This is a genomic window from Leptospira weilii serovar Ranarum str. ICFT (assembly GCF_000332415.1).
Lineage (GTDB): Bacteria > Spirochaetota > Leptospiria > Leptospirales > Leptospiraceae > Leptospira > Leptospira weilii_A.
Window position 1 is genome coordinate 1 of record NZ_AOHC02000055.1, and the last position, 26451, is coordinate 26451.

General features: G+C 43.6%; 19 protein-coding genes and 2 pseudogenes. 9 read left to right on the top strand and 12 right to left on the bottom strand.

Annotation, left to right across the window (positions count from 1 at the left end):
• Positions 1-207 (bottom strand): annotated as a pseudogene (locus LEP1GSC060_RS20170) (hypothetical protein); the annotation flags it as partial.
• 432 nt (positions 208-639) lie between these two features.
• Here LEP1GSC060_RS20170 and LEP1GSC060_RS18060 point away from each other — a divergent pair.
• A complete protein-coding gene (locus tag LEP1GSC060_RS18060; protein WP_036097106.1) occupies positions 640-1470 on the top strand; it encodes a DUF1176 domain-containing protein in 831 nt (276 codons plus the stop codon).
• A 281-nt stretch (positions 1471-1751) separates the two neighbouring features.
• Here LEP1GSC060_RS18060 and LEP1GSC060_RS18065 read toward each other — a convergent pair whose 3' ends face one another.
• The 3 genes from LEP1GSC060_RS18065 to LEP1GSC060_RS18075 form a co-directional block, all read right to left on the bottom strand.
• On the bottom strand, positions 1752-2615 hold the full coding sequence (locus tag LEP1GSC060_RS18065; RefSeq protein ID WP_003010571.1) for a hypothetical protein: 864 nt from the start codon (positions 2613-2615) through the stop codon (positions 1752-1754).
• A 36-nt stretch (positions 2616-2651) separates the two neighbouring features.
• A complete protein-coding gene (locus tag LEP1GSC060_RS18070) occupies positions 2652-4628 on the bottom strand; it encodes an ATP-dependent DNA helicase (protein ID WP_003010524.1) in 1977 nt (658 codons plus the stop codon).
• Positions 4629-4746: 118 nt separating this feature from the next.
• Entirely contained in the window at positions 4747-6354 is a 1608-nt protein-coding gene (locus LEP1GSC060_RS18075; RefSeq protein WP_003010569.1) for a sodium:neurotransmitter symporter family protein, read from the bottom strand.
• Positions 6355-6571: 217 nt separating this feature from the next.
• Between LEP1GSC060_RS18075 and clpB the strand changes: the two genes are divergently transcribed.
• Positions 6572-9151 carry an ATP-dependent chaperone ClpB gene (gene clpB / locus LEP1GSC060_RS18080; RefSeq protein WP_003010567.1) on the top strand — a complete coding sequence of 860 codons (2580 nt, stop codon included), beginning with the start codon at positions 6572-6574 and terminating at the stop codon, positions 9149-9151.
• Between the two features lie 12 nt (positions 9152-9163).
• Here clpB and LEP1GSC060_RS18085 read toward each other — a convergent pair whose 3' ends face one another.
• The 3 genes and pseudogenes from LEP1GSC060_RS18085 to LEP1GSC060_RS20680 all read right to left on the bottom strand — a co-directional run.
• Positions 9164-10027, bottom strand: a complete 864-nt coding sequence (locus tag LEP1GSC060_RS18085) for a flagellar hook-basal body protein (RefSeq protein ID WP_003010522.1) — start codon at positions 10025-10027, stop codon at positions 9164-9166.
• A 243-nt stretch (positions 10028-10270) separates the two neighbouring features.
• Entirely contained in the window at positions 10271-10705 is a 435-nt protein-coding gene (gene perRA, locus LEP1GSC060_RS18090; RefSeq protein WP_003010599.1) for a peroxide-responsive transcriptional repressor PerRA, read from the bottom strand.
• 158 nt (positions 10706-10863) lie between these two features.
• Positions 10864-11173 (bottom strand): annotated as a pseudogene (locus tag LEP1GSC060_RS20680) (transposase); the annotation flags it as partial.
• A 292-nt stretch (positions 11174-11465) separates the two neighbouring features.
• On the opposite strand from LEP1GSC060_RS20680, the gene LEP1GSC060_RS18105 reads away from it, so the two are divergent.
• Complete coding sequence (locus tag LEP1GSC060_RS18105; protein ID WP_003010591.1) at positions 11466-11681, top strand: hypothetical protein; 216 nt, start codon at positions 11466-11468, stop codon at positions 11679-11681.
• 154 nt (positions 11682-11835) lie between these two features.
• On the opposite strand, the gene LEP1GSC060_RS18110 is transcribed toward LEP1GSC060_RS18105, so the two are convergent.
• The 3 genes from LEP1GSC060_RS18110 to serA all read right to left on the bottom strand — a co-directional run bounded on the left by LEP1GSC060_RS18110 (position 11836) and on the right by serA (position 13997).
• Positions 11836-12258, bottom strand: a complete 423-nt coding sequence (locus LEP1GSC060_RS18110) for a PaaI family thioesterase (RefSeq protein WP_003010538.1) — start codon at positions 12256-12258, stop codon at positions 11836-11838.
• A gap of 75 nt (positions 12259-12333) precedes the next feature.
• Positions 12334-12639 (bottom strand): hypothetical protein, encoded by a 306-nt coding sequence (locus LEP1GSC060_RS18115; protein WP_003010584.1) that lies wholly within the window; start codon positions 12637-12639, stop codon positions 12334-12336.
• A 134-nt stretch (positions 12640-12773) separates the two neighbouring features.
• Positions 12774-13997, bottom strand: a complete 1224-nt coding sequence (gene serA, locus LEP1GSC060_RS18120; RefSeq protein WP_036097108.1) for a phosphoglycerate dehydrogenase — start codon at positions 13995-13997, stop codon at positions 12774-12776.
• Positions 13998-14305: 308 nt separating this feature from the next.
• On the opposite strand from serA, the gene LEP1GSC060_RS18125 reads away from it, so the two are divergent.
• A complete protein-coding gene (locus LEP1GSC060_RS18125; RefSeq protein ID WP_003010576.1) occupies positions 14306-14842 on the top strand; it encodes a hypothetical protein in 537 nt (178 codons plus the stop codon).
• Between the two features lie 412 nt (positions 14843-15254).
• Here the strand turns inward: LEP1GSC060_RS18125 and LEP1GSC060_RS18130 are convergent, their stop codons facing one another.
• Positions 15255-18866, bottom strand: a complete 3612-nt coding sequence (locus tag LEP1GSC060_RS18130; protein WP_003010544.1) for a tetratricopeptide repeat protein — start codon at positions 18864-18866, stop codon at positions 15255-15257.
• A gap of 189 nt (positions 18867-19055) precedes the next feature.
• On the opposite strand from LEP1GSC060_RS18130, the gene LEP1GSC060_RS18135 reads away from it, so the two are divergent.
• From LEP1GSC060_RS18135 to LEP1GSC060_RS18145, 3 genes are all read left to right on the top strand, one after another.
• On the top strand, positions 19056-19928 hold the full coding sequence (locus LEP1GSC060_RS18135) for an early set domain-containing protein (RefSeq protein WP_036097109.1): 873 nt from the start codon (positions 19056-19058) through the stop codon (positions 19926-19928).
• A gap of 44 nt (positions 19929-19972) precedes the next feature.
• Positions 19973-20710, top strand: coding sequence for a hypothetical protein (locus LEP1GSC060_RS18140; protein ID WP_003010573.1), 738 nt, complete (start codon positions 19973-19975; stop codon positions 20708-20710).
• A 221-nt stretch (positions 20711-20931) separates the two neighbouring features.
• Positions 20932-21891 (top strand): Rpn family recombination-promoting nuclease/putative transposase, encoded by a 960-nt coding sequence (locus LEP1GSC060_RS18145; RefSeq protein WP_003010557.1) that lies wholly within the window; start codon positions 20932-20934, stop codon positions 21889-21891.
• Between the two features lie 429 nt (positions 21892-22320).
• Here the strand turns inward: LEP1GSC060_RS18145 and trxB are convergent, their stop codons facing one another.
• Positions 22321-23268, bottom strand: a complete 948-nt coding sequence (trxB, locus tag LEP1GSC060_RS18155; RefSeq protein ID WP_003010536.1) for a thioredoxin-disulfide reductase — start codon at positions 23266-23268, stop codon at positions 22321-22323.
• Positions 23269-23624: 356 nt separating this feature from the next.
• Here trxB and LEP1GSC060_RS18160 point away from each other — a divergent pair, with 356 nt between their 5' ends.
• Both LEP1GSC060_RS18160 and LEP1GSC060_RS18165 read left to right on the top strand, forming a co-directional pair.
• A complete protein-coding gene (locus tag LEP1GSC060_RS18160) occupies positions 23625-24965 on the top strand; it encodes an LA_2490 family SGNH/GDSL-type esterase (protein ID WP_003010520.1) in 1341 nt (446 codons plus the stop codon).
• Positions 24955-26391 carry an MBOAT family O-acyltransferase gene (locus tag LEP1GSC060_RS18165; protein ID WP_003010542.1) on the top strand — a complete coding sequence of 479 codons (1437 nt, stop codon included), beginning with the start codon at positions 24955-24957 and terminating at the stop codon, positions 26389-26391. The genes LEP1GSC060_RS18160 and LEP1GSC060_RS18165 overlap by 11 nt, the downstream gene beginning before the upstream one ends.
• Positions 26392-26451 lie beyond the last annotated feature (60 nt).

Below are 26451 nucleotides of genomic sequence, written 5' to 3' on the forward strand. Positions count from 1 at the left end.
TAATATTTCGTTTAATGATTCAAACACTTGCGGATTTAATTTCTCCCGCGCTAAGGAAAACGCTTGTTTCGTCACAGCTTTCTTTCCTAAATTCTTAAAATATCTATATAACTCGACCGCTAAGCTTTTGTTTAATAAGTTTATCATGGCTATAAGCAACCTCGGTAGGGTTAGTTGACGATTCCGAGTAAAAGCACTCGGTTTCATTCGCGCGATTTCCAGAATCTTTCTGGAATATATCCAAGCTTCTAATTCGCCTATGACTGTTATTCTTTCTTGCCCATGTCTTCTTGTCGTACTAAATTCTTTAATCTTTAGTCTTTTTTCTTAAATTGACAGCATTGCCCCATAGGAAGTGTTGTGTTGAGTTTTCCCCTGATTTTGGGAAGACTCGGAGGTTTTTCTCTATCAGAAAATCATACTTTTTGCAAGTAAAAAGTATGATTCTTGTCGGAACACTTGCATTTTTGTGAAACTCGGGCGTCTCGCTTCTATTGGCGCTCGAAGAAAACTAAAGCGTCTCGCTTCTATTGGCGCTCGCGGAAAACTAAAGCGTCTCGCTTCTATTGGCGCTCGAAGAAAACTAAAGCGTCTCGCTTCTATTGGCGCTCGACGGGGTTGCGACAAGTTTTTAGAAAAATGATTTCCTATCGATTGCGATCCAAACGTTTTCTTTTTTCTTTGATCGCGCTTTTCTGTGCAATATCTCTCTTTTTTGCGTTCTACTTGATCGAAGGAAACAAGATTCTTTTCAAACAGCAGGAAAGAAATTCTTTCCACTCCGGATTTAAAAGATTATCGGTCGTTTGGCCCGGCGACTGCGAATATTCCGCACGTCCTCCGGAAGACAAAGAAAAACATCCGGAAGAAATTTGTGCGGAGGCGTTGGATACTTTACGAAAACAACTTCCGAAGGACTGCGAATACAACGAACTTGCGTTAGGCGAGGATGGTCTTATGAGCTATCGCCTATATGCAGATTTTCTAGGCCGTTCACCGGTTCAATTTTTTCCGCTTTCCGAAGGTAAATTTTTAGGAGAGTTATTATGTTTATCCGCGCCTTACAATCATTATAACGTTTATTTTATATACGATGAAAGATCCGTTCCTGCAAAAACTAAAATTCTAACGTTTCCGGCCTTTAACTTTGAAGAGAAAAACGGATTTGTTCATATGGAAAGTTTTGAGAGTGAAAGGATCGTTCGGTTTTATAAACCTGAGACCAAAGAGTTTATAGCTTTTATCAAATACAGAGGGATGGGGGATTGCGGAGAATATTTTCGTTATCGACTTTCCGAAAAAAATCGACCGATTCTTGTAGAGATCCGCGCAAAGCTGGAATGCGACGGGAAACATTCGTATTCAGCGGAAGAAATTCCTGTGGAATGGACTCGATACGCGGAACCTTTTCGTTTTTCACAGCTTTTGAAAACGCAAGTTTGGTGGGAAGGTTTTTGGAATTTACGGTAGAACGTTTGTCGGAGTTCCGACATCCTCGTAATACTTTTCCCGCTTCATAATGCGATTTAGAGCTTGTCTCAAAACTTTGATAGAACTTGAGATAAGCTGGAATTGAGAAACAATCTACCAGTTTTGAGACCGGCTCTTAGTGGGAGGGTCGGGAAGAAAATTTGATAAATTTTTGTATATTATAAAATCATAATTTCTTAAAGTATAATTTTCCGCCGCTTTTTTATCCGGTCCTTCCGACAAATTCGATTCTTCTACAAAATATTAGATTCCTAAAATGTTCACTTATCTTTCAGAATGATCACTCTACAATTTTTCAAAGCCGTTTTGGTTTTCGGAGAAGCCAGGATTTTTCTCGCGTCCTCACCCGCGATCACGGGGTTGACCGGATAATGACCTGTGACGCTTAACGCGGTAACGAAATACGGTTTGGTTCCGGCCATCCGAGAACGAAACGCTTCTTCCGGGGTTTTCATATAACTCACGTAACCGTTTTTGACCACATTCTCCTTGGAAACGAAATAAGGAGAATAAAGACTGTTTCCTTCTTCCGAAAGAATTTCCGGAAACAAAGCCGTATCCAACTTCAGATGTCTCGCGTCCACGATCAGGGAAGTGAATTCCGCGCTTAACGTAGGAGCCGGATATTCCGGAAAATTTTCAGACTCGAAGGAAAGAAAAACGTAATTTAGAATTCCTCGTTTCCCTTTGAATGGAACGAGACCCTTGGCGACCGCCTGATTTTCGATAAAGTCGACGTTGAAAAAAATCGGTTCGATTTCGTAAATCTGGTTGAAAACTTCCCGAAACATCGAATCTTCTTTGATCTTTTCACGAAGAGTAAATTCCGAATCCAACTTGAGGGTGTCGATCTTTCGAAAAAGAAATTTCTTGAGTTCCTCTTCCGCGTAGGAGGAAGCTTTTTTTCTCGCTTCGGTCAGATTTTTTGCCGTGTTTTCCGCGCCCCAATCCGGATCTTCCACGGAGTAGGTCAGTTTCGGAAGTTTGAAGGAAAGAATTTTCTGAATCTCCCCTTTTTTCCAGTCGATCACCGTATCGGTAAAATCCCTGCTTTCAAAGGAGAATGAGTTTTGGATCGGAATCCAAAGGAGGAGAATTAAAAAAAATCGAAATGTAAAATTCATCTGCGTACTCAAAAAAAATAGAAATGCGTCTTCTATTTATTTCGGCAGATTGACGAATTCTCTTCTCAAATCTTCCCGATTCTGAATCAGTTTGGCGGGAGGAAGGGAACGCAAAAGATCCTTTCCGTACGTTTTTGTGAACATTCTCGGGTCCAAAATGGAAACGATCCCCGTGTCGGTTCCGGAGCGAATCAAACGACCGAATCCTTGTTTGAGCACCGTACAAGCATAAGGAAGTTGTAATTCCGCAAACGGATTTCCGCCGGATTCTTTTAACTTTTCGCTTTTGGTTTCCAGGACCGGATCGTTCGGAACCTGAAACGGAAGTTTGGCGATGATCACCGATTTGAGTTTGTCTCCTCGAATATCGATTCCCTGCCAAAACGTAGAAACTCCGAAAAGAACGCTGTCGGGAGTTTCGAGATACATCTGTTTGGCCCCGTCCGGTCCCAGGTCGGATTGAGAGAAGAGTGGAAGATCCGTGTGGGGACGAATCGCTTCGTAGACCAGTTTCAAAGACTTAAAAGAAGTAAAAAGTACGAATGTGTTTCCGCGAGTCAGTTCGACGAGCCAGAGGATTTGTTTTGCAAGATCGGCGTGATAACCGTCCGGATCTCCCACCGGATCCCGGATTTCTTTCGGAACGTACAGAAGCGCATTCTTCTGATACGGAAAGGGGGAAGGAACGGTAAGATTGGAAGTAGGGAGGTTGCCGATTTTTTTTTGAAAGTATTTAAAATCGTTTCCGGAAGTGGAAAGAGTCGCGGAGGTGAAAACGACCGATTGTATTCTGGAAACGAACAAGTCCCGGATGATCTCGTCCGGACTCAAAGGTTCCATACAAATTTTGTAATATATTTCCTTCGAATTTTGGTCGGGAGGTTCGATCCAATATACAAGACCCGGATCATCCACTTGGCGAAAGGTTTCGAGACCCGTCGCGATTTCGTTCGTCCTTCCGCCTAACATCTCTAAGACGAGAGCGGATTCTTTTTCGGAAACGTCCTCGCTGTCCTTGGATAGTTTGGAAAGGTGTTTCTGGAGAATTTCGGCGATTTCGGAGAGTATCGCGGCAAACGCTCCCCGATCCAACTTCAGAGGTCTTTTGATTCTCTGAGGACTGTAAAAATTGAGAGGAACTTCTCCGGAAAGCGCGTTGAAAAAAACGGTCAGCGCGTCTGCGGCCTTGGTCACGAGTTCTTTCAGAGCGTTCGAACCGATCGAAACCGCAACCCCCGTGTTTTTATTCGGGAGCCAGATTTGTTGCAGAAGTTTTTGAATTTCCTGAGAACGAATTTCCTGACGAAAGGAAGAACCGATGATGTTCGGAAAGTTATGCGCCTCGTCTAAAATCACGCGACTGAATTCGGGAAGAATGTTGAAATCGCTCGCGATATGCGCCGCCAAAAGATGATGATTGACGATCAAAATGTTACAACGTTTCCACTTCTCTCGTTCTAAAAAATAATATGAATGAGAAAAGTTGGGACAATTTCTTCCGAGGCAGTTATCCGCTTCTCTCGTGACTCGGCTCCAAAAATCATACGATGCCGTTCCGGTAAATTCCTGCTTTCTTCCGGACTCGGTGGTTTGAATCCATCGGTTGAAAGAATCCAAATGAGGAATCATCTCCGGACCGAAGGTCCCGTCTCGTAACACGTGATTCATCTTTCGTTTACAAACGTAATTGGACGCGCCCATCGCAACTTCCGCTTTTAGATCCGTTCCTAAGATTTTGGAAACCATCGGAATATCTTTTAAAAGAAGCTGTTGTTGAAGGGATTTTGTTTCCGTGGAAATGACGACCGGCTCTTCTCTTTCGATCGAGGCGAGGGCCGCGGGAATCAAATACGCAAGCGACTTACCGACTCCGGTGCCCGCTTCTGCGATCAAATGAGTTCCGTTAAAGAGAGAATCCTCTATCTTTTGAGAAAGTTGGATCTGTCCTTCTCTCGGTTCGAAATCGTCCCAGATCGAAGAAAGTTTATCAAAGTATTCTGTGGAACGGTTCAATGGTTTCGAGTTTTAAAAAGTTTGAAAATGCAAAATACGGAAAGACCGGTCACTAAAAACAGGGAAAGGGTCATGATCGAAATTCCCTGCCAGCTCAGACTTTCTTGCGCTAAGAACATCATTTCGAATGTACTCTCTTTTCTTTATATTCCAAAGCATAGTGTACGAGAAGCACAATCAAACTGAAAACGAGTAGGATTCCGAAAAAAACGGATTTGGAAATCAGCGCGCGTATTCGAAGTGCATTTGCGATTTCGGCGGTGATCGCTCTTCCTTTTGCGATTTCTTTTGCAATCAACGCATCTCCGTTCATCTTTACAAAATATTCCGGCAAGTTTTGAATGAGGAACGCGACGAAGATAACGAGTAAAAAAGCCGGAGTGACATACTGAATTACGAACCAAAAGAATTTCGGAAGTTCGAGATGGGAACCTTCGTTTCCTTCTTCCAGACCTTTTTTGGCTCCGACCTTCCAACCGAAGATGAAAATTTGAATACTCGCCAGAATAAAAATCAAAATGGTTCCGATCCAAAAGTCAGCGAGTTCGAGCGCCTGAAAGTTTTGATTGAAGTAAAGAATCGGAAAACAAAGACTCGCGGTGAATAAAAATAAGATCAAACAGGAAGTGCGTCTTCTGAGTCCGAAGGATTCTTCCAAAAAGATGATCCCCGGTTGTAACATCGTAACCGAAGAAGTGATCGCTGCGAGAAAAAGAACGAAGAACCAAATGGCGCCGAACCATTGTCCGCCCGGCATCAAGGAAAAAACGGAAGGAAGCGCGATAAATCCCATTCCGAACATACCGAAGTCGTTGATCGAAGGACCTAAGAATAAAAAGGCGACCGGGATCGTAACCATTCCTCCGATTGCAACTTCCACGAATTCGTTTAAGGAAGCGGCGGAAAGAGAAGAGAGAACTACGTCGTTATCCCGTTTGAGATAACTCGAAAAAACGAGCGCGATTCCGAAACCCGCAGACAAAGTAAAAAAGATCTGACCCGCCGCCGCGATCCAAACCTGAGATTTTAAAAGTGCGGACCAATCCGGATTCCACATCTTCCCGAGACCTAACTCGATGTTGTCTAACGTAAGAACCCGAACGAGAATGACCGCCGAAGAGACCAACATCAAAGGAACCGCGATTTTAGCGAAGGTTTCGATTCCCTTGGAAATTCCGCGGTAGACTAAAGAGAAGTTGAGAGCGAAACAAGCGATCGTGGCGTAAAAGATTTTTCCGGAAATTGCATCCCCGTTTTGTCTGGCCCCGGTAATATCCAAATAATAATTTCCCGCGGATTGGATGATTTCAGACTGAGGAGTGTTTCCGTTTGCGTTGAACTGAATTTGTCCGGTCAAAAATTCAAATGAGTAGGCGAGGCACCAGGCTTCAATAAAAACGTAATATACGTATATAAGAATCGGGATCGTAATTCCGATGGCTCCGACGATTCTAAGAGGAAATCCGGATAAAAAACTCTTGAATAAAAAAGGTGCGCTGTGACCGGTGCGACCTCCCATTCTTCCCATGATCCATTCGGTGATACAGACCGGTATTCCGACCAGAATGAAACTGATGATGTAGGGAACCATAAAGGCCCCGCCGCCGTTTGCAACCGCTTGTCCTGGAAATCGGATGAAATTTCCGAGACCGATGGCCCCGCTCGCCACGGTGAGGATGAGTCCGGTTCTGGATTTCCAGCTTTCTTTCGGGGTTTCCTGTTTCATGATGTTTTCTTGCAAAACACAGTCCAAACCCCTCTCTGTCAAAGGAAAAGCGGCGGATTTCGTAAAAAATGGGACATAGTGTATACTAGTGGCTAGGTTTTAGGAGTTAGGGTTAGGAGTTAGAGGGAAATTAATAGTGTCAATATGGCAGAAAAAATGAGAGCTTTTCAAGATGGGGGAGTCTAAATTCTACATTGAGAAAGTGGGGAATTGAAAAATGAAACTAGATAAACTGACTGGAAAATTAAACGAGGCCTTGCACGATGCGCAAGTTTCTGCGGAAAAATCGGGTAATCCGGAAATCAGCGAGGAACATATTCTCAAGGAAGTTTTGGCGCAGTCGGACGGACTCGTTCCCCTTTTGATTTCAAAACTCAATTTGAATCCTCAATCCTTTCTTGGCAGGACCGAGGAAGTGTTAAAACGACTTCCAAAAGTCGGAGGAACCGCTTCTGCCGACGTAGGATTTTCCCGTTCGGCGGTTTCACTCTTAAAAGCCGCGGACGAACTTCGAAAAGAACTCAAAGACGAATATTTATCCACGGACCATATCCTTCTCGGACTCATGAAAAACGGCTCCGGACCTCTGAAGGAGGAATTTTTAAAATTAGGATTAGAATATTCTAAATTACTCAAGATTACTTTGGAAAATAGAAAAGGAAAAACGATCATGGACGATTCACCGGAAGGAAAAACGGACGCACTTGCAAAATATTCAAAAAATTTAAACGAACTCGCCAAACAAGGAAAACTCGATCCGGTTATCGGTAGGGACGAAGAGATTCGAAGAACGATTCAAGTTCTTTCCAGAAGAACGAAAAACAATCCGGTTCTCATCGGAGAACCGGGTGTGGGTAAAACCGCAATCGTGGAAGGACTTGCGAATAAGATCGTTCAAGGAGAGGTTCCGGAAGGAATCAAAAACAAAATCATTTATACCTTGGATCTCGGTTCCATGATCGCAGGCGCCAAATACAGAGGAGAATTCGAAGACAGGTTGAAAGCGCTGTTAGACGAGGTCAAGGCTTCGGACGGAGAAGTCATTCTGTTTATAGACGAGATTCATACTCTTGTGGGAGCGGGTGCGACGGAAGGAGCATTAGATGCTTCTAATATGCTCAAGCCCATGCTTGCCAGAGGTGAACTGCGTTGTATAGGCGCCACCACTCTCAAAGAATACCAGAAATACATAGAAAAAGACGCGGCCTTGGAAAGAAGATTTCAGCCCGTTTACGTAAAAGAACCTTCGGTGGAAGAGACTGTGACGATTTTACGAGGACTCAAAGGACGTTATGAACTCCATCACGGAATTCGAATACTCGATTCGGCTTTGATCGCGGCGGCCACACTTTCCAATCGATACATCGCGGATCGTTTTCTTCCGGATAAGGCCGTCGATTTGATCGACGAGGCGTCCTCCAAGATGAGGATCGAGATCGATTCCATGCCGGAAGAATTGGATCGCGCGAGCAAACGGATTCAATCCTTAAAGATTGAAAGGGAAGCTTTGAAAAAGGAACAAGATCCCGCTTCGAAAGAAAGATTGAAAACGCTCGAGAAAGATCTTTCGGAACAAGAACAAAATTTTCAAATCTTAAAAGCGAGATGGGATTTGGAAAAATCCAAAATCGGTCGTTTGAAACAAATCAAGGAAGAGATCGAAAAATACAAGAACTTGGAAGCGGACGCCGAAAGAAGAGGGGAAATCAACCGAGTCGCAGAGATCCGATACGGAAAGTTAGTCGATCTTCAGAAGGAATTTGAAGCCGCAAACGAAGAGTTAAAAAAACAGGAAGGTGCGTCTCGACTTTTGAAAGAGGAAGTCTCCGAAGAAGACATCGCAAACATCGTCTCTCGTTGGACCGGAATTCCCGTTTCCAAAATGCTTCAAGGAGAAAGAGCAAAACTTCTACTGATGGAGGATGTTTTAAAGACAAAGGTGATCGGACAGGATCACGCACTCCGGCTCGTATCCGAAGCGATACAAAGGTCAAGGGCCGGAATCGCGGACCCGAAACGTCCGATTGGAACCTTCTTGTTCCTCGGACCTACGGGAGTTGGGAAGACGGAAACCGCAAAGGCTCTCGCCGAATTCCTGTTCGACGACGTGAACGCGATGTATCGGATCGATATGAGCGAATATATGGAAGCACACTCCGTGGCGCGATTGATCGGCGCTCCCCCCGGTTACGTCGGATATGACGAGGGAGGACAACTCACAGAAGCGGTAAGGAGAAGACCGTATTCTTTGATTCTTTTCGACGAAGTCGAAAAGGCGAACCCGGACGTGTTCAATATCTTTCTTCAGATTTTGGACGAAGGTAGATTGACCGATGGAAAGGGGCGTAACGTTGATTTTAAGAACACAGTGATCATTCTCACTTCCAATATCGGATCGGATGTTTTGGGTTCTTCCGATTACAGTTCCGAAGAGAAAGAGAGATTGGTTGAACAACGTTTGAAAAAACATTTCAAGCCGGAGTTCTTAAATCGAATCGACGAAGTGATTCTATTTCATTCGATTACGGATTCCGTCATTCACAAGATCGCGGACATTCAGTTGGAAGGATTGAAACATAAAGCTAGGGAGAACGGTTTAAACGTTCGGTTTACGAACAACCTCAGAGATTATGTTTCCAGAGCCGGTTTCGACGCGGAGTATGGAGCCAGACCTCTCAAACGTTTGATCCAAAGAGAAGTAGGAAACGCTCTTAGTCGTTACATCTTGGACGGAAAGTTTTCCGACGGTCAAAATGTGACCGTGGATTACAAACAGGGTAAAGTTGTTCTTGTTTAAACCGAACTCACGTTATCTGAGCACTTCGTTAATCAATTTGCCCAATAAGCTGTCTTGAGTCTGAACCGTTTTTTGATTGGCTTCATAAGAGCGGTTGACTTCGATCATCTCAACCATTTCGGTAACGACGCTCACGTTAGACGCTTCTAGATAACCTTGAAGGACTGAAGGCTCGTCTTTGAGTTCAAAGGGAATGGGTTCTCCGGATTCCGGGGTATCTGCATAAAAAGAGTCGCCTTCTTTGTCAAGATGACGTGGGTTTTCAACGGTACGAATTTTGATTCTATCTAAAAGGACGGGAGTTTCAAAACGATTCTTATCCAGAGAAGTTCCGTTTACGGGATCATTGCCGATTTCTCCGTTGATCCAAACCTCGCCGTTTTCTTTAATCAAAAAATTTCCTCTCGCGACTCGGATCGGTCCATTCTCACCCATCAAAGGAAAACCTTGCGGGGTGACAAGATAACCGTTCGTATCCATGACAAAAGCGCCGCTTCGAGAAAGTCTTTCGCCTCGGTTTGTTATAACGCTAAAAAATGCAGGATGTTCGTTCCCGGGTTTGTCCTGGAGCATGATGTCGAATGGATTTTCCGTCTTCTTAACGGCGCCTTGTTCAAAACGAGTATAGACTTCGTTGACCTCGCCGCCTAATCCGAGTTTGCCGACTACCGGAGCTGTGTCGAAAGATCCCATGGGAACCTTCCCGACTCCGTCTTCGTCGAATCGATGAAGCAAAAGCTCCGGAAATGTTTTAAATACGGTCGTGTCTCGTTTGAATGCGGTTTTATCAACGTTGGCAAGATTGTTCGAAATCACGTCCATCCGGGTTTGTTGGATAATCATCCCGTTCGCGCCCGTGTACATTCCTCTAAGCATGTTTCACTCCTGATCCTTTTTTAAGATCGGTGATTTTCGGAATTTTCATAACGATTTTGAAGATAGAATGGGTGTTTCCAGATTTTTTTTTACGCCAAACTTGCGTTACTCAGAACTATATAATAGAGGGGCCAAAATTCCGCCTTTAAAACGAGGATTCGTCTCAAAATTCATAATACTCCATTATTAGAGATTTTTAATACACGTAAAATCCTATCCATTAACCGCTCCAAAGTTTGCGTTTTATTTCTTTTTTCCCTTGAGAGTGATCAGAAGATTACAATTTTCGAGAGAACTGCCCGTTTTTGCCTCGAAGTCTTTCCTAAGTTCCGAAAGGATTCTTTCCTGGAGTTTCGAGTCCAAATTTACATCGTAGATAATTCCCGTCTCTTCGTCGATCGCGTGATGGTGGTGACTTACGTTAGAATCATACAAAGTGATTCCGGATTTGAGTTCCAGAAGGTTAACAATTCCCTTTTCCGCAAACAGTTTCAAATTATTGAATATGGTTGCGCGAGAAGCGTTTGGTATGTGTTCGTTTATCAACTGAAAGACTTGGTCGGCCGTTAAATGCTGAGGTTTTGAGAGTAAAAGATTAGCCATCTGTAACCTTTGAACCGTAACGTTGATTCCGGCCTCCTCCAGAATTTTTTTGCTTCTTTCATAAGAATCTTTCATGTGATCAATCTTTCACGAGAGTCCATTTTTGTCTATAATTTAGACTTATTCTAAAAAAAGACTCGGGCTAATTTTTTCAAAATTTATAATTAGTCTAAATCTATAGTTAATTTAAAAATGAAGGATTTTGGAGGATTTATAAACTAACGGAGTTCGGCCTAAGGAGCGAGTAAGAACTGGCAATTGTCTTTAGATTTCAAATTCAGAGATGATTTTTTTGGGAAAAAGGAATATAACTAAACCGCTTAAAAGATTAACGGCCCCTTTGAAAAAGCTGCGATGTCTGGTATGTTGAATCTGGCAGATATTTTTAAGCTCATCATGAACCGATTCAATGATCGCTTTTTTTCTTAAAACAATTTTGTCGACCAAGGGCATTCACTGATTCTTCATATTCTTTTTTAATTTTGTAATGAGTTGAATTCCCTTTTCATAAAGACTTTCAAAAAGAGATTGGCTAATGTAACCTCCTGACTATGGGTCGTTCGGAACTCAATCTCACTTCCTAAACTCAATCTCACTCCCGATGGGTCGTGAGATAGGTCGTTCGATAGATCGCGTTGATTTCACAACTACGTTGTGAGCTACTCGCAACAGTCCGTTGCTCGTTCGCTGAAACGCTCTCGGAAGTCTTTTTGAAAACGATTGCGAACAACGGCGCACGTTGAAAGAAATAAAAAAACGCCTCCTCAACAAAAAAAGCTTGTACTTTCATCCGTACTTCCGGAACATTCTTTCAACAATTTTAAAGGATGTTTTCATGCAAGAACAAGGTGCAAAGTTTAAGAGTCAGTTAGAAAGATACATTAACTATCGCGGGATCGATATCGTCCTGCATCTCAAAGACGGTTCTCGTGTGGAATTAGATCGCAATCGTAAAATGGTAGGCGAACGGATCGTCTATTTTCCTGCAAAAAATCTTACCGGCGCCGTTGAACTTGCAAACATCAGTCGTGCGGAATTTTTTGTCGCTTAATATAAGTTTGCTGTAACTTCCGAATAAAATGGTCCCGCAGCGATCCTTTGCGGGGCTTTTTTGAAAAATCAAAGTTAGGTTTTTTATAAAAACCGAAAGATATTCGAATTGGGAACGAATGAAAATCGAACTTCCGTTTTCGAATATTCTAATTTTATAATTTAACGATCCAGGTAGAGAACAGCTCCACGACCAAGTCTCCATCTTCGTCAAAGGCTTGAGAGGTCAGCTTTACGATGGAACGTTTTTGTTCGGTGATTTCCGTTCGGATTCTTATCTTACCTTTCGTAAGGCTTTTTCGATATTTGATTTCAGCGGTCGCAGTCGCAGCAAACTTATATTTTAAATCGGAGGATCGAATCCAAGCGGCCATGGCGGCTCCTGCGGAACTGTCCATCGCGCAAAAAAGCGCGCCTCCATGAACGATTTTAAGCGGATTGTAAAAGGATTCATCGACTGAAATTTCGTATTCGCTCTTTCCGGGACTTACGGAAAGAACGTTATATCCGATTTTGTAAGAGAACCTGTCTTGCTTTTGAAAATACTCTGCAAATTCTTTTGAATTCGCCTCCGGCATTGAGGAGAATGGATTCATAAAGATTAGGATTTTTTTATGAATTCCTTTGTCAATCCGCTGTTCTTGAAATGTTCGTTAAGAAAGATCCCGGATCAAATCTTCAATTTCCTGAATCTTGTTGAAATCCCTTTCCGTATAGTTCAAGTAGAGATCGTACTCCGAATCCGAAATTTTTTCGCAACGAATCACTTTGACCGGAATTTGAATCCCTCCGGAAAGACTGATGGTTCCGAGTTTGAGCTCTAAAACCGTACCCGGTTCAACGGGAGAATCGGTTCTATGAAGCAGACCTTTCAGAATATTTTCAGCCAGCCGAATGCTTTGATCGGCCAATTTGCTCAGATACACGGTGACTGTGTTTGGAATTCTGTTATAGTGCATGGCACGATCCTATGGAAAGGAAATCGATTCAATCAAGCAAAATTCGAAAATTTCTTTTAAGGAGGGATGTTTTTTATATTAAATTTCCATTATGTTTTGGTTTTGGCAAATTGCTTTGTGCAAAGACAATTTGTTCAATAAAGGATCCGAGTTTTAATCGAAAACGGATGTTTTTCGATTTTTTCCTTCAGTTCGTCTCCTACCGATTTGTCGATCACCATCGACAGATAACCGATCTCCGCGCTGGTGCCCAAGTGCTGAGAGCTGATATTGGCGCCGATTGCGGAGACCATAGAGTTGATGTCCTTCAAAAAGCCCGGCTGGTTCCTATGGACGTTCAAAATTCTATACTGACCCGTAGGCAAGGGAGTGATTTCCAAGTTCGGAAAATTCACCGAAAAAGTAGTGGAACCGTTGTTTACGAATTTCAAAAGTTTGCTCGCGACCTCGGAGCCGATGTTTCTCTGGGCTTCTTCCGTACTGCCTCCGATATGCGGAGTAAGAATCACGTTAGGCAGGTTTTGCATCGGAGTTAGGAAAGGATCGTTGTTCGATTCGGGTTCTTCCGGAAATACGTCGATTCCCGCACCGGCGATATGACCCGCCTTAATTCCTTCCGCAAGCGCTTCCAGATCCACGACTTTTCCTCTGGAAAGATTGATCATGTACGCGCCTTTTTTGGTGATTTCGATTTCATTCTTTCCGTAGAGATTCATCGTCTGAGGAGTTTCCGGAACGTGAAAGGAAATGAAATCGGAATTTTTTAAAAGTTCTTCGTAACTTTCAACGGGAGTTGCGTTTCCAAGAGGAAGAACCGCCTGAACGTCGAAATAAATGACCTTCATTCCCATCGCTTCGGCGAGAACGGAAACTTGACTTCCGATATGACCGTAACCGACGATCCCGATCGTTTTGCCTCGAACCTCGAAACAATTTTTGGAAATTTTATTCCAAATTCCGGAATGGGTGTTTCGAATATGATCGGGAACTCTTCTCGCAAGCATGATAACTTCGGAGATCACGAGCTCGGCAACGGAACGAGTGTTGGAATAGGGAGCGTTGAAGACCGGAACCCCTTTTTTTTCCGCACCGGAAAGATCCACCTGATTGGTCCCGATACAAAAACATCCGATTGTAAGAAGTCTTTTGGCTTTTTCTAAAACGATCGGAGTCACATTGGTTTTACTTCGAATTCCCAGAACGTGGATATTTTCGATTTCATTCAGAAGTTCTTTTTCCGAAAAAGCGGCGGGAAGAAGACGGACATTAAAGCCGTCCTTCTTGAACATATCAAACGCGTCTTGGTGGACGTTTTCGAGAAGAAGAACATTGATCTTATCTTTTGGAAATGAAATCATAGTACCTACCAAGGTTTCAAGAGTGTAGTTCTCTGAAAATTGAATTTTTGTTTTGACTTTCCCTCTAGGGAGAATCTTAGCCTTTACCTCCCTTGTGGTTATCAACATAAAGATAGGAAGTAAAAAATCCGAAAGAAAAAGTGAGAAGGAAATCGATTGGAAAAACAATTTCGGTTTCACGAATCGGATTCGGATTTATCCTCAAATCTTGCGGATCGACTTCGAGGGTTTCTAAAAAAATTCACGGGAATATTCTTTCAAATCCAAGAGACTCCGAAAAAACTGGGGGAAAATTTTCGGGGGAACTTTTGAAGATCTTATTTTTTACAACTCTTCTTTGTGTCGGTTTGTTTTCGGGAATCGGTTGTTCCGGCGATACGATTCGTCAAACTCCCGAACCGGCTCTCGAACAGGTTTTATTCCATTCGGCTCCTCTTTGTCCGGGTTTTTATCTTTTTTGTTCCTTTGGAGATACAAAGTCCCTGAATTTTCGAGGTGTTTTTAAAAATCTAAATTCGGAAAAGACGATCTACTTGGATTATTATCCCAGTTCCTTCGAGGCCAGTTTTCCGATCGGAGTTTCCATAAAACTCGACGGAACCTGGTTCAATCTTCGTAAAACGGGAACCGATTATTCGGATTCGATTCGAATTACTTCTTCGGTTCCGACGGATGTCGCCGATAAGATCGCCCAAACAAAGGAAATCACTTTCAGTTTCTCTTCCAGGGAAAAAACGACGAACCAACTTCTTTCCTCCGGAGAGGTCGCAAAGTTCCAATTTCTATTAAAATCGCTTCGGGAAAAGTTAGACGCTCAATCGAAACTGAATATTCTGAATCCTTAACGTTTTGATTTTGGAATGTATTGTCGGTTTCCTATGTTTTGTTTACTCTGAAACGTGTTCGAGTCTATCTAATCATTCCTATAAAATAGTAGCGGATGTTTTTATGGAATCGGAAATGATCGCGCAGTTCGAGTTTGAAAATTTTTTTTATTAGAGTTCTTGAAAAATTTCTTTATTCGGATTAACAAAATAACTTCGATCGTCCGTTTCAATGAAGTGGAACAGACAGGGAATCATTTTTCAACAACTCTATCAAAAAAATATTATATACAAAATCCAGAATTTTACAAATCTATTAAGTCTTTTAAAATGCCTGAAATGGAATATAGGATTTCCCTAAATCCGTTTTAACTCGGGCGAGATTTCTCGGAATTTACTTTTAACGGACCTGAAGTCCGCCGTCAAAAAGTTCTTACTCCCTCGCCAACTTCTTAACGCTGTCCAAGGTAGGGGAGAGCCAGTCTTCCAGAAGAGGATCTTGACCGATGGCTTCTTTTTTAAACATAAGGTCCTTGTTGGACATCGCGATTTCGGAAACCTCGTTGATCTTTCTAGCGGTTTCGATCGCTTTCCAGTAGTGTTTCAGAGCTTCCGAAGTATTGCCTTGTTTTTCATAAACGGCGCCTATATTATTGTAAGCGGCAATTAACGTCTGGTAGACTTCCTGATGGTACGGATCGTCGGGTTTCGGAAGCCCCATATTCAAAAGTTTCTCTTCCATATCGTCTTGAACCTTGAGGTAGTTTCCCAAACTCGCCTTATACTGACCCGTATAAAAAAAGGCGTTCGCTTTACCCATCAGTAACGTGGGATGATTGTATTCGTCCTCGTCTTCAAAGCCGGACCATTCGTTCAAGGAAGTCGCAAAATCCCCGCTCATATAATCCACCCAACCTTTGAAATAACGAAGTTCTCTTTGGATTCCGGCGGGAAGAGGGGTTCTCCATCTGCGGATCAAAGTGAATTCGTTTTCGTCGGCTTGAACCGATTCCGCTTTGGAAAATCCTTCCAGGGAATTTTTGAGTTCCATGGATCTCGTTTTAGCGGCCGTATTCATAGCGGCTCTTGCTCGGAACGGATAAATCTTACGGCCCGGAAATTCGGTGATTTTATCTTTTTCATGAATTCCCGCCGCGGATAAATACTGAATTCTCGCCTTATCAAAATAGATCCGACCGACGTTTCCTTGGATGAGCGTTTCGTCTTCTTCTCTCGCTCCGTAACTTTGTTTGTAGTTTTCAAAACGTTTGAGGGATTCGTTTAACAATTTATCCGCTTCGGAAAAGTTTGCCTGACGGATCGCGTTTTCCGCAAGTTCCACGGACGCGAGAAAATGCGCCGGATCCAGAGCGGCTGCTTTTTCAAAAAATCTTCTGGCTTGGATCGATTCCTTGATCGAAGCAAAATATCTGCCTCTTTGATAGTATCCTTCGGCGTAATCGGAACCTTCGATTTTAGTTCCGGTAACCGGATCTTCTTCCGTTTTATGATAGATGAGATCCAGAATTTGAAGGGCGTTGTCGTTGACTTCCATACCGGAAACCTGATCCATCGGATTGATATTATAACGAATTCTTAATTCTTTTTTATTCAAGTCCGTGTAAAACGAAGCGAGTTTGGAAAGAACGTGAAGAGAAAGTTTTTTTTCGATATCCAGATTGTTTTTGATCTGTCTGTGATGATTGATCACGAACTGAGGGTTTCCGTCTTCCTTCCACATTTCGATGTAAGTGGAGAGAAGGCCGCCTTCTCCGACCGGACTGGAAGGATCGATCTCAACGATCTTATTGTAAAACGAAGCGGCCTTACCGAATTCCCTTCGATTGTAATAGATCTTTGCGATTCCCGCAGTGGATTCCTCTTCGTAAGGTTCGTTTCCGTCCGTAAAAACTTGTTTAAAAAAGTTGATCGCGAGTTGATCGTTTTTATACTTTCCTCCTCCGAGAGAGGATTCCGTAAAGGAAGGCATGATGGAAGAATGAAATCTTCCCAGATTCTTATATGTCGGATGATCGTGTGTTTGTTTTTCCAAACGCATCACGATATAGGCTCCGGCCTTTAAAATCTTTCTTTGGATTCCGTCTTGAGCGAAAAGAATCATACGATTTTCGTTTCCGATTTTACCCGCGATCGGAAGTTTACCGTTATCCCAGGTTTGCCCTTTGGCAAAAGCGATGATGGGAACCTTTTCCCGTTTGTCCCAAGAGTTGGAAGCGGGTTCTTCCGTACCCGCGCCGAAATCGGGACTGACCTTGCCGAATAATTTTTCAAAGGCGCGATCGTATTCTTCGACTCTCGTGTATTCCACGCCGTATAGGTTCAAATATTTGAGATGATTCGGAAGAATGTTTTCCCCTCTGGCAAAGGATTCTTCCGCTTCTAGAAATTTTTTCTTCCTGGCCTCGCTGTTTTTCGGATACGCTCCCGCCTCACGAATCAAAGTAAGACCTTGATCGTAATACTGAGCCGCTTGATTCGGGATGATAAAGTTTCTGTAAAATAAGGTTCCGCCGACTACAAAGAAAAGCGTAGCGGCGATCGTGATGATCGTCCTTCGGATCGCCTTTTTTTGTCTTTGAAGTCCTTCTTTTGTATAAAGAGGATCCGTCGAGATGATCGGAACCCCGTCTTTGGAAAAACCGCTCATTCTTTGGGAAACGGAAACGGTTTCTCCGAGAACTCCCGAGAGGAAGTCCGCGATTTCTTCCGGAGAACTTTCGATCTTGATTAATTCTAAGAGCCCTTTTTGATCTCTGGGAGTAAGTCGATCTTGAACGATCGCGTCGATCACCGCACGACGAAGGGAAGGCGGATATCTGAGAATTTCCTTTTGGATGATAGCAAGTTCTTCGTCTTTGAGTCCCTTGTCGATTTCCTGTTTTTCTTCGGTCGCAAGTCCTTGTAGGTCCGCTTCCAGACCTCCGGAATCAAAATCTTCTCCGCCTGCATCCGAGTCGGAACTGAAAGAATCGAAAGAGGGGTCTGCGTCAGCCGGTATGTCGGATAACGTGTCTTCGGAAGGAGTAAAGTCCGCGAAAGGATCTTCGGAAACCGTGGCGGATGGGGAAAGATCCGAAAAAGGATCCTGACCGGCGGGAGAACCTAAATCGCCGAAGTCCGCAAACGGATCGGAAGGGGAGTCTGCGGGAGAACTGAAAAAATCGTCGTCTCCCCCGCCGGTCGTCGGCTCCGAGGACATAAAGTCATCAAAGGAATCTTCGCCTCCCGAAGTCTGCGAATCGGAAAGACCGAAATCGTCTTCCCCGGCGGGTTTTTCCGTTTCTTCCATTCCCGCAAATGGGTCGGAATCATCCGCAGAAGTTTCCGGCGTAGAAGTAAACGTGTCGAACGGATCCGTTTCGGAAGACGGAGTGGGTGAAAAGGCATCCTCCGCTCCAAAACCACTTCCAGCAAACGGATCCGCTTCCGTTGTTTCTCCCGTTCCTGCAAAAGGATCCTCGGCAGAAGGGGCGCCCAAATCGGCAAACGGGTCCGCTGCGGTTTCTTCTCCGAAAGAGAAGTCATCCGTCGGCGCGGGTTGTTCCTCGGAAAGTCCGAAATCTTCCAGTGCGTCCGTTTCTTCCGACGTCGTAGGAGAGGGTTCGGAGTCAAAATTCGCAAATGGATCGGCTTCACCGGAATCGGCGATTGGGGGAACAGGTTCTTCATCAAATGAAAAATCATCCGTAGGAGTTTGTGTAGGCTCCGCTAAGAGTTCGTCTAAATCGATGTCATCGTCTTCGAAAACTTTGGTAGGAGGTCTTTTCGGGCTTTCGGGCTCGGAAGATTCATCCTCGAAATCTTCTTCTTCGTCCGTGTCTCGGTTGGGTTCTTGGAATTGTGTTTCTTCTTCCTCTTCTTCTTGAGAAGGTTTTTGAGTTCCGTATCCCATCTTCTGACGAAATACGGAAAGCATCGGATTGAGTTCTTCCGAAATGTCCGGGTTTTTGGATAGAGGCTCTAAAATAGAACGAATTTGCTCTAATTCAGCTTCGTTCAGTGGGGTAGAATTCGCCTCAGCCATGATATCCTGCTAAATTATATCGGTAGGCTCGTAAATTCTCCAAGGAAAAAACTCATTTCAAAACCGAGTAAACCCGATCCGAATCGAAAAAAAAATTTATGTCCTCTATCGAACTCGACTCGATTTCTGCGGAAGAGATTTCGGATTTGCCTCATGCTTTTTTGAAAACTGATCGAACTTGTATCCAGAATGAGATCGATCCCAATCACTAAAATTTTATTAACATTACTTTTAACGATTAGCGTGGCCATCGGCGCCGATGACGCGGGGAATTGGATCGGATCCTTTTCATCGGAAGACTACGAAGATTTTTTAGAACCCGTGGAAAAGGAAAAGATCTACTACTACTGGCAGATGGAAAAATTAAAAAAGGCGGTGGCTCCTCGATACATTCGTTACATGGATTCTTCCTTATCTTTGGAAACGGGAAAACTTCTCAACCGGGGGATTTTATTCACCTTTGAAGGAATCGAAAACGAGGACGTTTCCGTTTGCGGAAACTTTTCCCTTTGGAGATGTATTCCACTGAAGAAAAACGATCACGGAGTTTTTTATACTGTGTTCGATCCGGAGAGTAGGGATACGATTCGGGAAGAACTCAAAATACTGGAATACAAATTCAGAGTGGACGGTTTATTCACGCACGATCCGTCTAACTCCGATTCGGTGGAAGACGGAGACGGTTCCTTAGTTTCTAGATTGATCGCCATATCCTCGAGACAGGACAAACTCGTAACCACTCGGATTTTGGAAGATTCTCCCTATGAGGAATTGGAATACAGAACCGTCGAGTTTAGAATTTATGCGCCCGAAGCGGAGACGGTTGCTCTCGTCGGCGACTTCAATCATTGGGATCCGGAAGAGGACGTTTTAAAAAAAGATAAGGAAGTTTTTACTCTCATCAAAAAAATGAAACCCGGAAATTATCTTTATAACTTTGTTCGAGATGGAAAGATCATTCTAGATACCTTCAATCAGAACACGAGGCATCGGGAAGATACGGGTGAAATTTCCTCTTATCTGACCGTCCCGGAACGTTCTTACGCCTTAGAGACGAAATAGCTTTTTTTCATTGACCTGGTCTTTTCCCGAGCTTTTTTCTACTCATGGAAAAAATCCGGCTGGGAGTCTACACGTTCGGGATCATCGTCCTAGGGATTTTGGTTTTTACTCTTTCCAAAAGCTGGTTCATTTTAGATAGAGGTGTGGAGTTAGTCGAGCCGGGTTCTTCCAAAGAAGAACCTCCGACTCCCGCGGATCGAAGCGGGGATTTGCTCGATCATTCCGTGGTACTTTGGGAACGTTATCTCTTTTATCCGTTTGAACTTTCCAGAGAAACGGTCGCGGGTCACAGAAAAATCCTGAATCACGCTCGAAACCTTACCGTAATCGATTTAACATCCGGGACTTCCCGTAAGTTGTTTCATCGAAACGTCTATATCTGGGATTATTTTACGGGTACGGACGGGGAAATCGGAGAAACGACCGAAGAGTCGGAATCGGTTTCGGTTTTAGCTCCGGGAATTTCCACGGGAAAAAATCTCATCCTGGTCGGAATGACGGAAGATACAAACAAGGACGGATTTTTAAATCAAAAAGATCGCAGACAGGTTTTTGTTTATAAACCCGGAACCGCCACTCTCGTGGGTGTTCTTCCGAGAAAATACTCCTTGGAAAAAATTCTGCCTTCCACCGGTAAGGAACGATTGGTGATGATCGTTTCTTTGGAAGAGGAAAAGGAAGAATCCAAAAAGAAAAAAGCGGTTAACTCGAAACTTCCCGAAATCACATTCTATATTTATGATATTCGAAACGCAAGAGGGATTTTGGTCGATAAACCGTAAGAATTTTGATTTTTGAAACTCGTTTTGTCGCCGGTAAAGTGGACGTAAGAATCGTCTCCCGTTAAAATCCGCGTTATACGTCCTTTTCTAACGATCGTGAAAGTTTTCTCTTTCCAAATTTTTTCCGGCTTTCTCTAACGATAAACACTATAAAAAGGAGAACTCAATTTTTAAAGATCATGTCCGAGATCACTAATCCACACGACAGATTTGTCCGGGAGATGTTTCAAGAAACAACGGAGGCGATTTCTTTTTTAGACTGCGAGTTGCCCCTTAAGGTAAAAAACGTATTAGATCTATCTAAATTAGAGCTTTCATCTTCTAATTTTATCTCGGAAAAACTCAAAGAGGAACAAACGGACCTTCTTTTTAAGATCCCGTTAAAATCGGGCGGTTTTGCCAACGTTTATCTTTTGTTCGAACACAAGAGTTATTTGGACGAATCCGTTTTCAGTCAGCTTTTGGGTTATATCGCGGCCATTTACAAGTCTCAGTATAAAAACGAGAAAAAATACTCGGTTATTTTGCCGTTCGTTTTTTATCACGGTCAAAAAGGTTGGACCTTAGGAAATCGTTTTTCGGGGAGATTTTCCCTGACACCGGAGGAGAGTTTGGCTTTGGGGGAATACATTCCCGATTTCAAACTGGATCTATTGGATCTTTCTAAAACGGATTTGGACAAGTTGGAAAGTGTGGCCTTACGCGTGGTTTTTGGAGTGATCCAAAAGATTTGGGAAGGGGACGACGAGTTTTTAGAACATTTGAGTGAATCGTTGGATTTACTGGGGAGTCTTCAAAACGAATCGAAAAGGGTTGAAATTCTCAAAAAACTGTTTTTATATATCTATAACGTCCGAGAAATTCAACCACAGGAAATTTCCAAGGTTTTAAACAGATCTAAATTAGAGAAATACGAGGATTTGAGCATGACTACCGCTGAAAAACTGAGAGAAGAGGGTAAAATCGAAGGTAAAATCGAAGGTAAAATCGAAGGTAAAATCGAAGGTAAAATCGAAGGTAAAATCGAAGGTAAAATCGAAGGTAAAATCGAAGGTAAAATCGAAATGGTACGCAATATGCTTTCGGAAGGAATCACGTTGGAAGTGATTCTCCGAATCACTGGGCTCAGTGAAAAGGATCTCAAAGATCGCGGGATTACCGAATCCATTGATGGCCTGTAATGAAAACTAACGCGTGTTTGACGTTGAGCTTTTTTCTAACGTCATTTACACAGATCCGCATGGCCGATGACTGACAACGCCCATTGACTCAATATCCCTGACATATCTCTGTTTTTTAAATTTGACGCAATGCAATTTGTAGAATTGAGAGATTTGTGGAACCGAGCGCACCTTGCGATCCAATGTTTTCACGCTGAAAATCGGATAAACTCCCAAAACCCGAAAAGAAAAACGCGGGAGGTTCCCACGGAAACCTGTCAATCTTTTACGGTTTTGAACCGTTTTTTCACCGAAAATCTCCGTAAGTCCCGTCCCACACCGAACGAACTTCTGATTCGATGAGTAAATCGATTGTATTTTGCAAAAACTTACGGGGAACTTTTTACGGATCATTCGGATTCACAAAAGAATAAGAATATTCTAAAATTCTTATTCTTCTTGGGATTCGAGCCAACGTTCCGCGTCGAGGGCCGCCATACAACCGGACCCCGCAGCGGAGACCGCTTGACGGTAGATCTTGTCTTGAACGTCTCCAGCGGCGAAAACTCCTTCGATGCTCGTTTTTGTAGAACCGGGAATCGTTTTGATATAACCGCTTTCGTCCAAATCCAGAATTCCTTGGAAAATATCCGTATTGGGTTTGTGACCGATCGCGTAAAAAAGCCCTCCGACGGAAAGTTCCTTTTTTTGACCGTTTACCGTGTCTTCCAGAGTCAGGGTAGTGAGATTTTTCCCGTCTCCTTTGGCTTCCTTGACTTGAGAGTTCCAAATGATTTCGATCTTAGGATGAGTGGTCGCTCTCTTTTGCATGATTTTGGACGCTCGAAGGGAATCTCTTCTGTGAACTAGATATACCTTCGATGCGAACTTAGTGAGGTGAGAAGCCTCTTCCACGGCCGAGTCCCCTCCGCCCACGACGGCGAGTTCTTTGTTTCTATAAATCGGAAGGGCTCCGTCGCAAACCGCACAGGCGGAAATTCCTCTTTGCCAATAGGAATCTTCACCCGTTACGTTCATTCTTTTGGCGGTCGCTCCGGTCGCGATGATGACCGCTTCGGCTTCTATGAGTTCGTCTTCCGACCAGAGTCGAAACGGTCTGGAGGAAAAGTCCACCTTGGTGATCGTTTGGGTCAGGATCTTGGTGCCGTATTTGACGGATTGGTCCCGGAAGAGTTGGGTCAATTGGGTTCCGTCGATTCCGTTTGGAAACCCGGGAAAGTTCTCGACTTCGGTCGTGGTCGTGAGCTGTCCGCCCGCAGCGATTCCACCCGCCATAAAACCTTCGTACATCAACGGGTTTAAGTTGGCTCTTGCAGCGTAGATCGCTGCCGTATGTCCGGCTGGTCCGGAACCTATGATAACAATTTTGTGGGCCATGTTTCCTCGAATTAGAATGATTCTAAACTTGATCTCTTTTTAGACTCTTCGGTTGTAAAGTAGATCCTTTTTTCCTGGGAGAATTTTGAAAGTTTTTCTCTGATTCTTTTTTCGAGGTCGTTTTGAGAAATTTTTTACGCACAGTGAGTCATCGGAACATAAATTTGAACTTCTCTAAACCCGCGATGGAAGTTGTGAGTTTTCTAGTTTTTCGTTACGAGCGAGATACGAGGAAGCAAGGGTTTGGTATTCAATTCCTAACAAACTAAAATCCGATATGAGGTTTTTGACCCGGAAGGAGAAAAGGGAGAATTCGCTTGCCAGACAAGCCTTGTATTCCAATCTCTCCTCTATCCATGAAAGGATTTTTCTCCTGGGCAGGGTCCATCCTTGCATTTTTCATCCTCGTTTTTTTGGGAACGGAAATTCTTCTCAACGTCCTCAGGTCTCCTTCCCTTCAATTTTATAGAGACCAAAAGATTCTTCACAGATACAATCCGGTTTATTACGTAGACTTGGCGCCCAACCAGGACATTTACATCCGACATTTTGCGGGAAAATGGGAAGGCAGATTCAGAACCAATTCCCTCGGAATGAGAGGTTTGGAAGAGCCGGATCCGAAAAAATCCCAGCTCGCCTGTTTAGGGGACAGCCTTGTAATGGGATTCGGAGTTTCCGACGAAGATACGTTTTGTCATCAGTTGAACGGGATCGAGTTGAAAGGTGGAGCGAGACAAACGATGAATTTGGCCGTGGACGCCTACGGTTCCTTAGGTGCGGTTCGAAGGCTGAAAGACATGGCTCCCAAGTTAAAGAACTTGAAGGAAGTTCTTTTTTTCGTTTCCGGAAACGATTTTACGATTCCGGAGGAACTCAGGGCCAAGGGAATGCTTTCGGACGACGAGGTGGACGAGATCCGAAATCAGGACCCGAGTTTTAACCGAAATTTTCGGATTCAATTCGAACTTTCCCGCGCCTCTTATACACTTCAGGCTTTGAAACTGGCATTGGAACAGTTGAAGGTCCAGATTGCGTTCACGACGTTTCGTATGAGATCGGAATGGAATTCCACGGGACTTTCCTCCGAATCGACCGTCGAACAAACTCCCGCAAAATATATGAAGGATTCCTTCTTTAGAACCCCGGAAAATAAATGTGATCCGAACGCGCAAAAAACATTCGAAAAACGGAATATATCTTCCGCTCCCAATCCGGATATCATGAGCCGAGAGGAATATAAAAGTCGATATTGTCCCGAACCGATCCCGGATTATTTTTCTTGTCAGGATAAAGAACCCTCCCTCGATTCTCTCGAACCTCTTCCGAAAATCACACAACAAGCGTACGACGAAATGGTGGAATACACTCGGTCGAACGGAATTCGGCTGATTGTGATTCTGATGCCGATCCAGGTGGAAGAAATTTTTTGTAGAAACCGAGGTCTTTATCATCCTTTGGAAAACTACGCGCTACGTGCAGCCGCTTACTTTGAAAGGAAAAAAGTTCCCGTACTCAAACTCAGAAAAGAAACCGGAGAGATGTGCGGGGAAACGATCGAAACTCGGGGAGGAAAAAAGTTTTCGGGGATTCGGGATTATTTCATACCGGAAGACGGACATTTGACCGTGTTCGGGAATCGATGGGCAAAACGGGCTTTGGAAAAGCAGCTCAAGGAATTGGAAAAAAATGCTCTTTAATTCGGTTCAATACTTCATCTTTGCTCCTCTCGTAATTGTACTCTATTTTTGGCTTCCGGCTAAATTTCAACGGTTTTGGCTTTTGGTTGTGAGTTTGTATTTTTACGCCATATTCAAAATTCCTTTTGTTCTTCTTTTGATCTATTCGATCGTATTGACGTATTACGCGGTCAAAGGGATGGAAAACGCACATTCAAAATTTATAAAATTATTATTTTTGAATGTAGCGGTTTGGGGAAATTTAGCGTTACTTTACGTGTTCAAATATATGGATTTTTCCATTCACGCTTGGAACGTATTTACGGACTCGAAACCTTGCGATCCTTCCTATCTTTCTTCAACGGGCGCCATCCTTCCGATGGGAATTTCCTTTTTTACGCTGCAGGCTATTTCCTACGCGGTGGACGTGTACCGCGGAACCGTACCTCGAGCGAAAAGTCTGTTTCAGTTCGGACTTTTTCTTTCGTTTTTCCCTCAGCTTGTAGCCGGGCCGATCATCCGCGCCCAGGATATGCTCCATCAATTTTTGGAAAATTATACCTATAAAAAAGAAAATCTCCTGCCCGGAATCAGACAACTTGTTTGGGGACTTTTTAAAAAGACGTTCGTCGCCGATCCGATTTCTCTGGCTATCGACCCGGTGTTCGCCAATCCGGGAGTTTACGATTCCCTTTCCTTGGTTATAGCGGCGTTTTTATTTTCCTTTCAGATCTACTGCGATTTTTCCGGATACTCGGACGTTGCGATCGGAACCGGAAGAATTTTGGGATATTCCATACCCGAAAACTTTACGAGACCGTTTCTCGCGCAAACCATCACCGAACTCTGGAGAAGATGGCATATTTCCTTCTCCTCCTGGCTCAGAGATTATATCTACATTTCTTTGGGCGGAAATCGAGTGAGTGTTTTCCGAGCTTACTTTAACGTGTTCTTCACAACGTTTGTGAGCGGAATCTGGCACGGGGCGGATTGGAATTTTATTTTCTGGGGAGCTTGTCACGCATTCGTGATGGTGTTGGAAAGATTTGTTTTTTCCTTTTCCACTTTAAAACGAGGTTGGGATAAAGTTCCGGAATGGTTCAAATACTCGTATTCGTTTTTGATCTTTTCCTTCTCTATGTTTTTTTTCCGAGCCAAACCGTCACCCGAATACGGATACAATACGAGTTTGGAACTTGCGTTTGCGATGATGAAGCGGACTTTCGCCTTGGAAAACGGTCAGGCCATTCAAGTTCCGTTTGCGGTTTTTTCCGCGGTCGTCGTTTTATTCGGAGCGGATTACCTTCAAGAAACGAGGCCGACTTGGATGGAGGGTCTTCAAAGTAAACCCTGGGTCGTTTATCCTTTGGCGGGAATGATGCTGCTCGTCGGTTTTATTCTCTACAGCGTGACCGTAAGTCAGCCGTTTCTTTATTTTCAGTTTTGATTTTTTATTTTGACGCAAGATCGGCGGTTTTGTATCGAACTACATCAATCGCTTTCGCAT

What these genes read in the sequence shown, in the direction of transcription:
- LEP1GSC060_RS18060 (WP_036097106.1), top strand. Translation starts at nt 640, where the DNA reads ATGATTTCCTATCGATTGCGATCCAAACGTTTTCTTTTTTCTTTGATC.
- LEP1GSC060_RS18065 (WP_003010571.1), bottom strand. Translation starts at nt 2,615, where the DNA reads ATGAATTTTACATTTCGATTTTTTTTAATTCTCCTCCTTTGGATTCCG.
- LEP1GSC060_RS18075 (WP_003010569.1), bottom strand. Translation starts at nt 6,354, where the DNA reads ATGAAACAGGAAACCCCGAAAGAAAGCTGGAAATCCAGAACCGGACTC.
- clpB (WP_003010567.1), top strand. Translation starts at nt 6,572, where the DNA reads ATGAAACTAGATAAACTGACTGGAAAATTAAACGAGGCCTTGCACGAT.
- LEP1GSC060_RS18085 (WP_003010522.1), bottom strand. Translation starts at nt 10,027, where the DNA reads ATGCTTAGAGGAATGTACACGGGCGCGAACGGGATGATTATCCAACAA.
- perRA (WP_003010599.1), bottom strand. Translation starts at nt 10,705, where the DNA reads ATGAAAGATTCTTATGAAAGAAGCAAAAAAATTCTGGAGGAGGCCGGA.
- LEP1GSC060_RS18105 (WP_003010591.1), top strand. Translation starts at nt 11,466, where the DNA reads ATGCAAGAACAAGGTGCAAAGTTTAAGAGTCAGTTAGAAAGATACATT.
- LEP1GSC060_RS18110 (WP_003010538.1), bottom strand. Translation starts at nt 12,258, where the DNA reads ATGCCGGAGGCGAATTCAAAAGAATTTGCAGAGTATTTTCAAAAGCAA.
- LEP1GSC060_RS18115 (WP_003010584.1), bottom strand. Translation starts at nt 12,639, where the DNA reads ATGCACTATAACAGAATTCCAAACACAGTCACCGTGTATCTGAGCAAA.
- serA (WP_036097108.1), bottom strand. Translation starts at nt 13,997, where the DNA reads ATGATTTCATTTCCAAAAGATAAGATCAATGTTCTTCTTCTCGAAAAC.
- LEP1GSC060_RS18130 (WP_003010544.1), bottom strand. Translation starts at nt 18,866, where the DNA reads ATGGCTGAGGCGAATTCTACCCCACTGAACGAAGCTGAATTAGAGCAA.
- LEP1GSC060_RS18135 (WP_036097109.1), top strand. Translation starts at nt 19,056, where the DNA reads ATGAGATCGATCCCAATCACTAAAATTTTATTAACATTACTTTTAACG.
- LEP1GSC060_RS18140 (WP_003010573.1), top strand. Translation starts at nt 19,973, where the DNA reads ATGGAAAAAATCCGGCTGGGAGTCTACACGTTCGGGATCATCGTCCTA.
- LEP1GSC060_RS18145 (WP_003010557.1), top strand. Translation starts at nt 20,932, where the DNA reads ATGTTTCAAGAAACAACGGAGGCGATTTCTTTTTTAGACTGCGAGTTG.
- trxB (WP_003010536.1), bottom strand. Translation starts at nt 23,268, where the DNA reads ATGGCCCACAAAATTGTTATCATAGGTTCCGGACCAGCCGGACATACG.
- LEP1GSC060_RS18160 (WP_003010520.1), top strand. Translation starts at nt 23,625, where the DNA reads ATGAAAGGATTTTTCTCCTGGGCAGGGTCCATCCTTGCATTTTTCATC.
- LEP1GSC060_RS18165 (WP_003010542.1), top strand. Translation starts at nt 24,955, where the DNA reads ATGCTCTTTAATTCGGTTCAATACTTCATCTTTGCTCCTCTCGTAATT.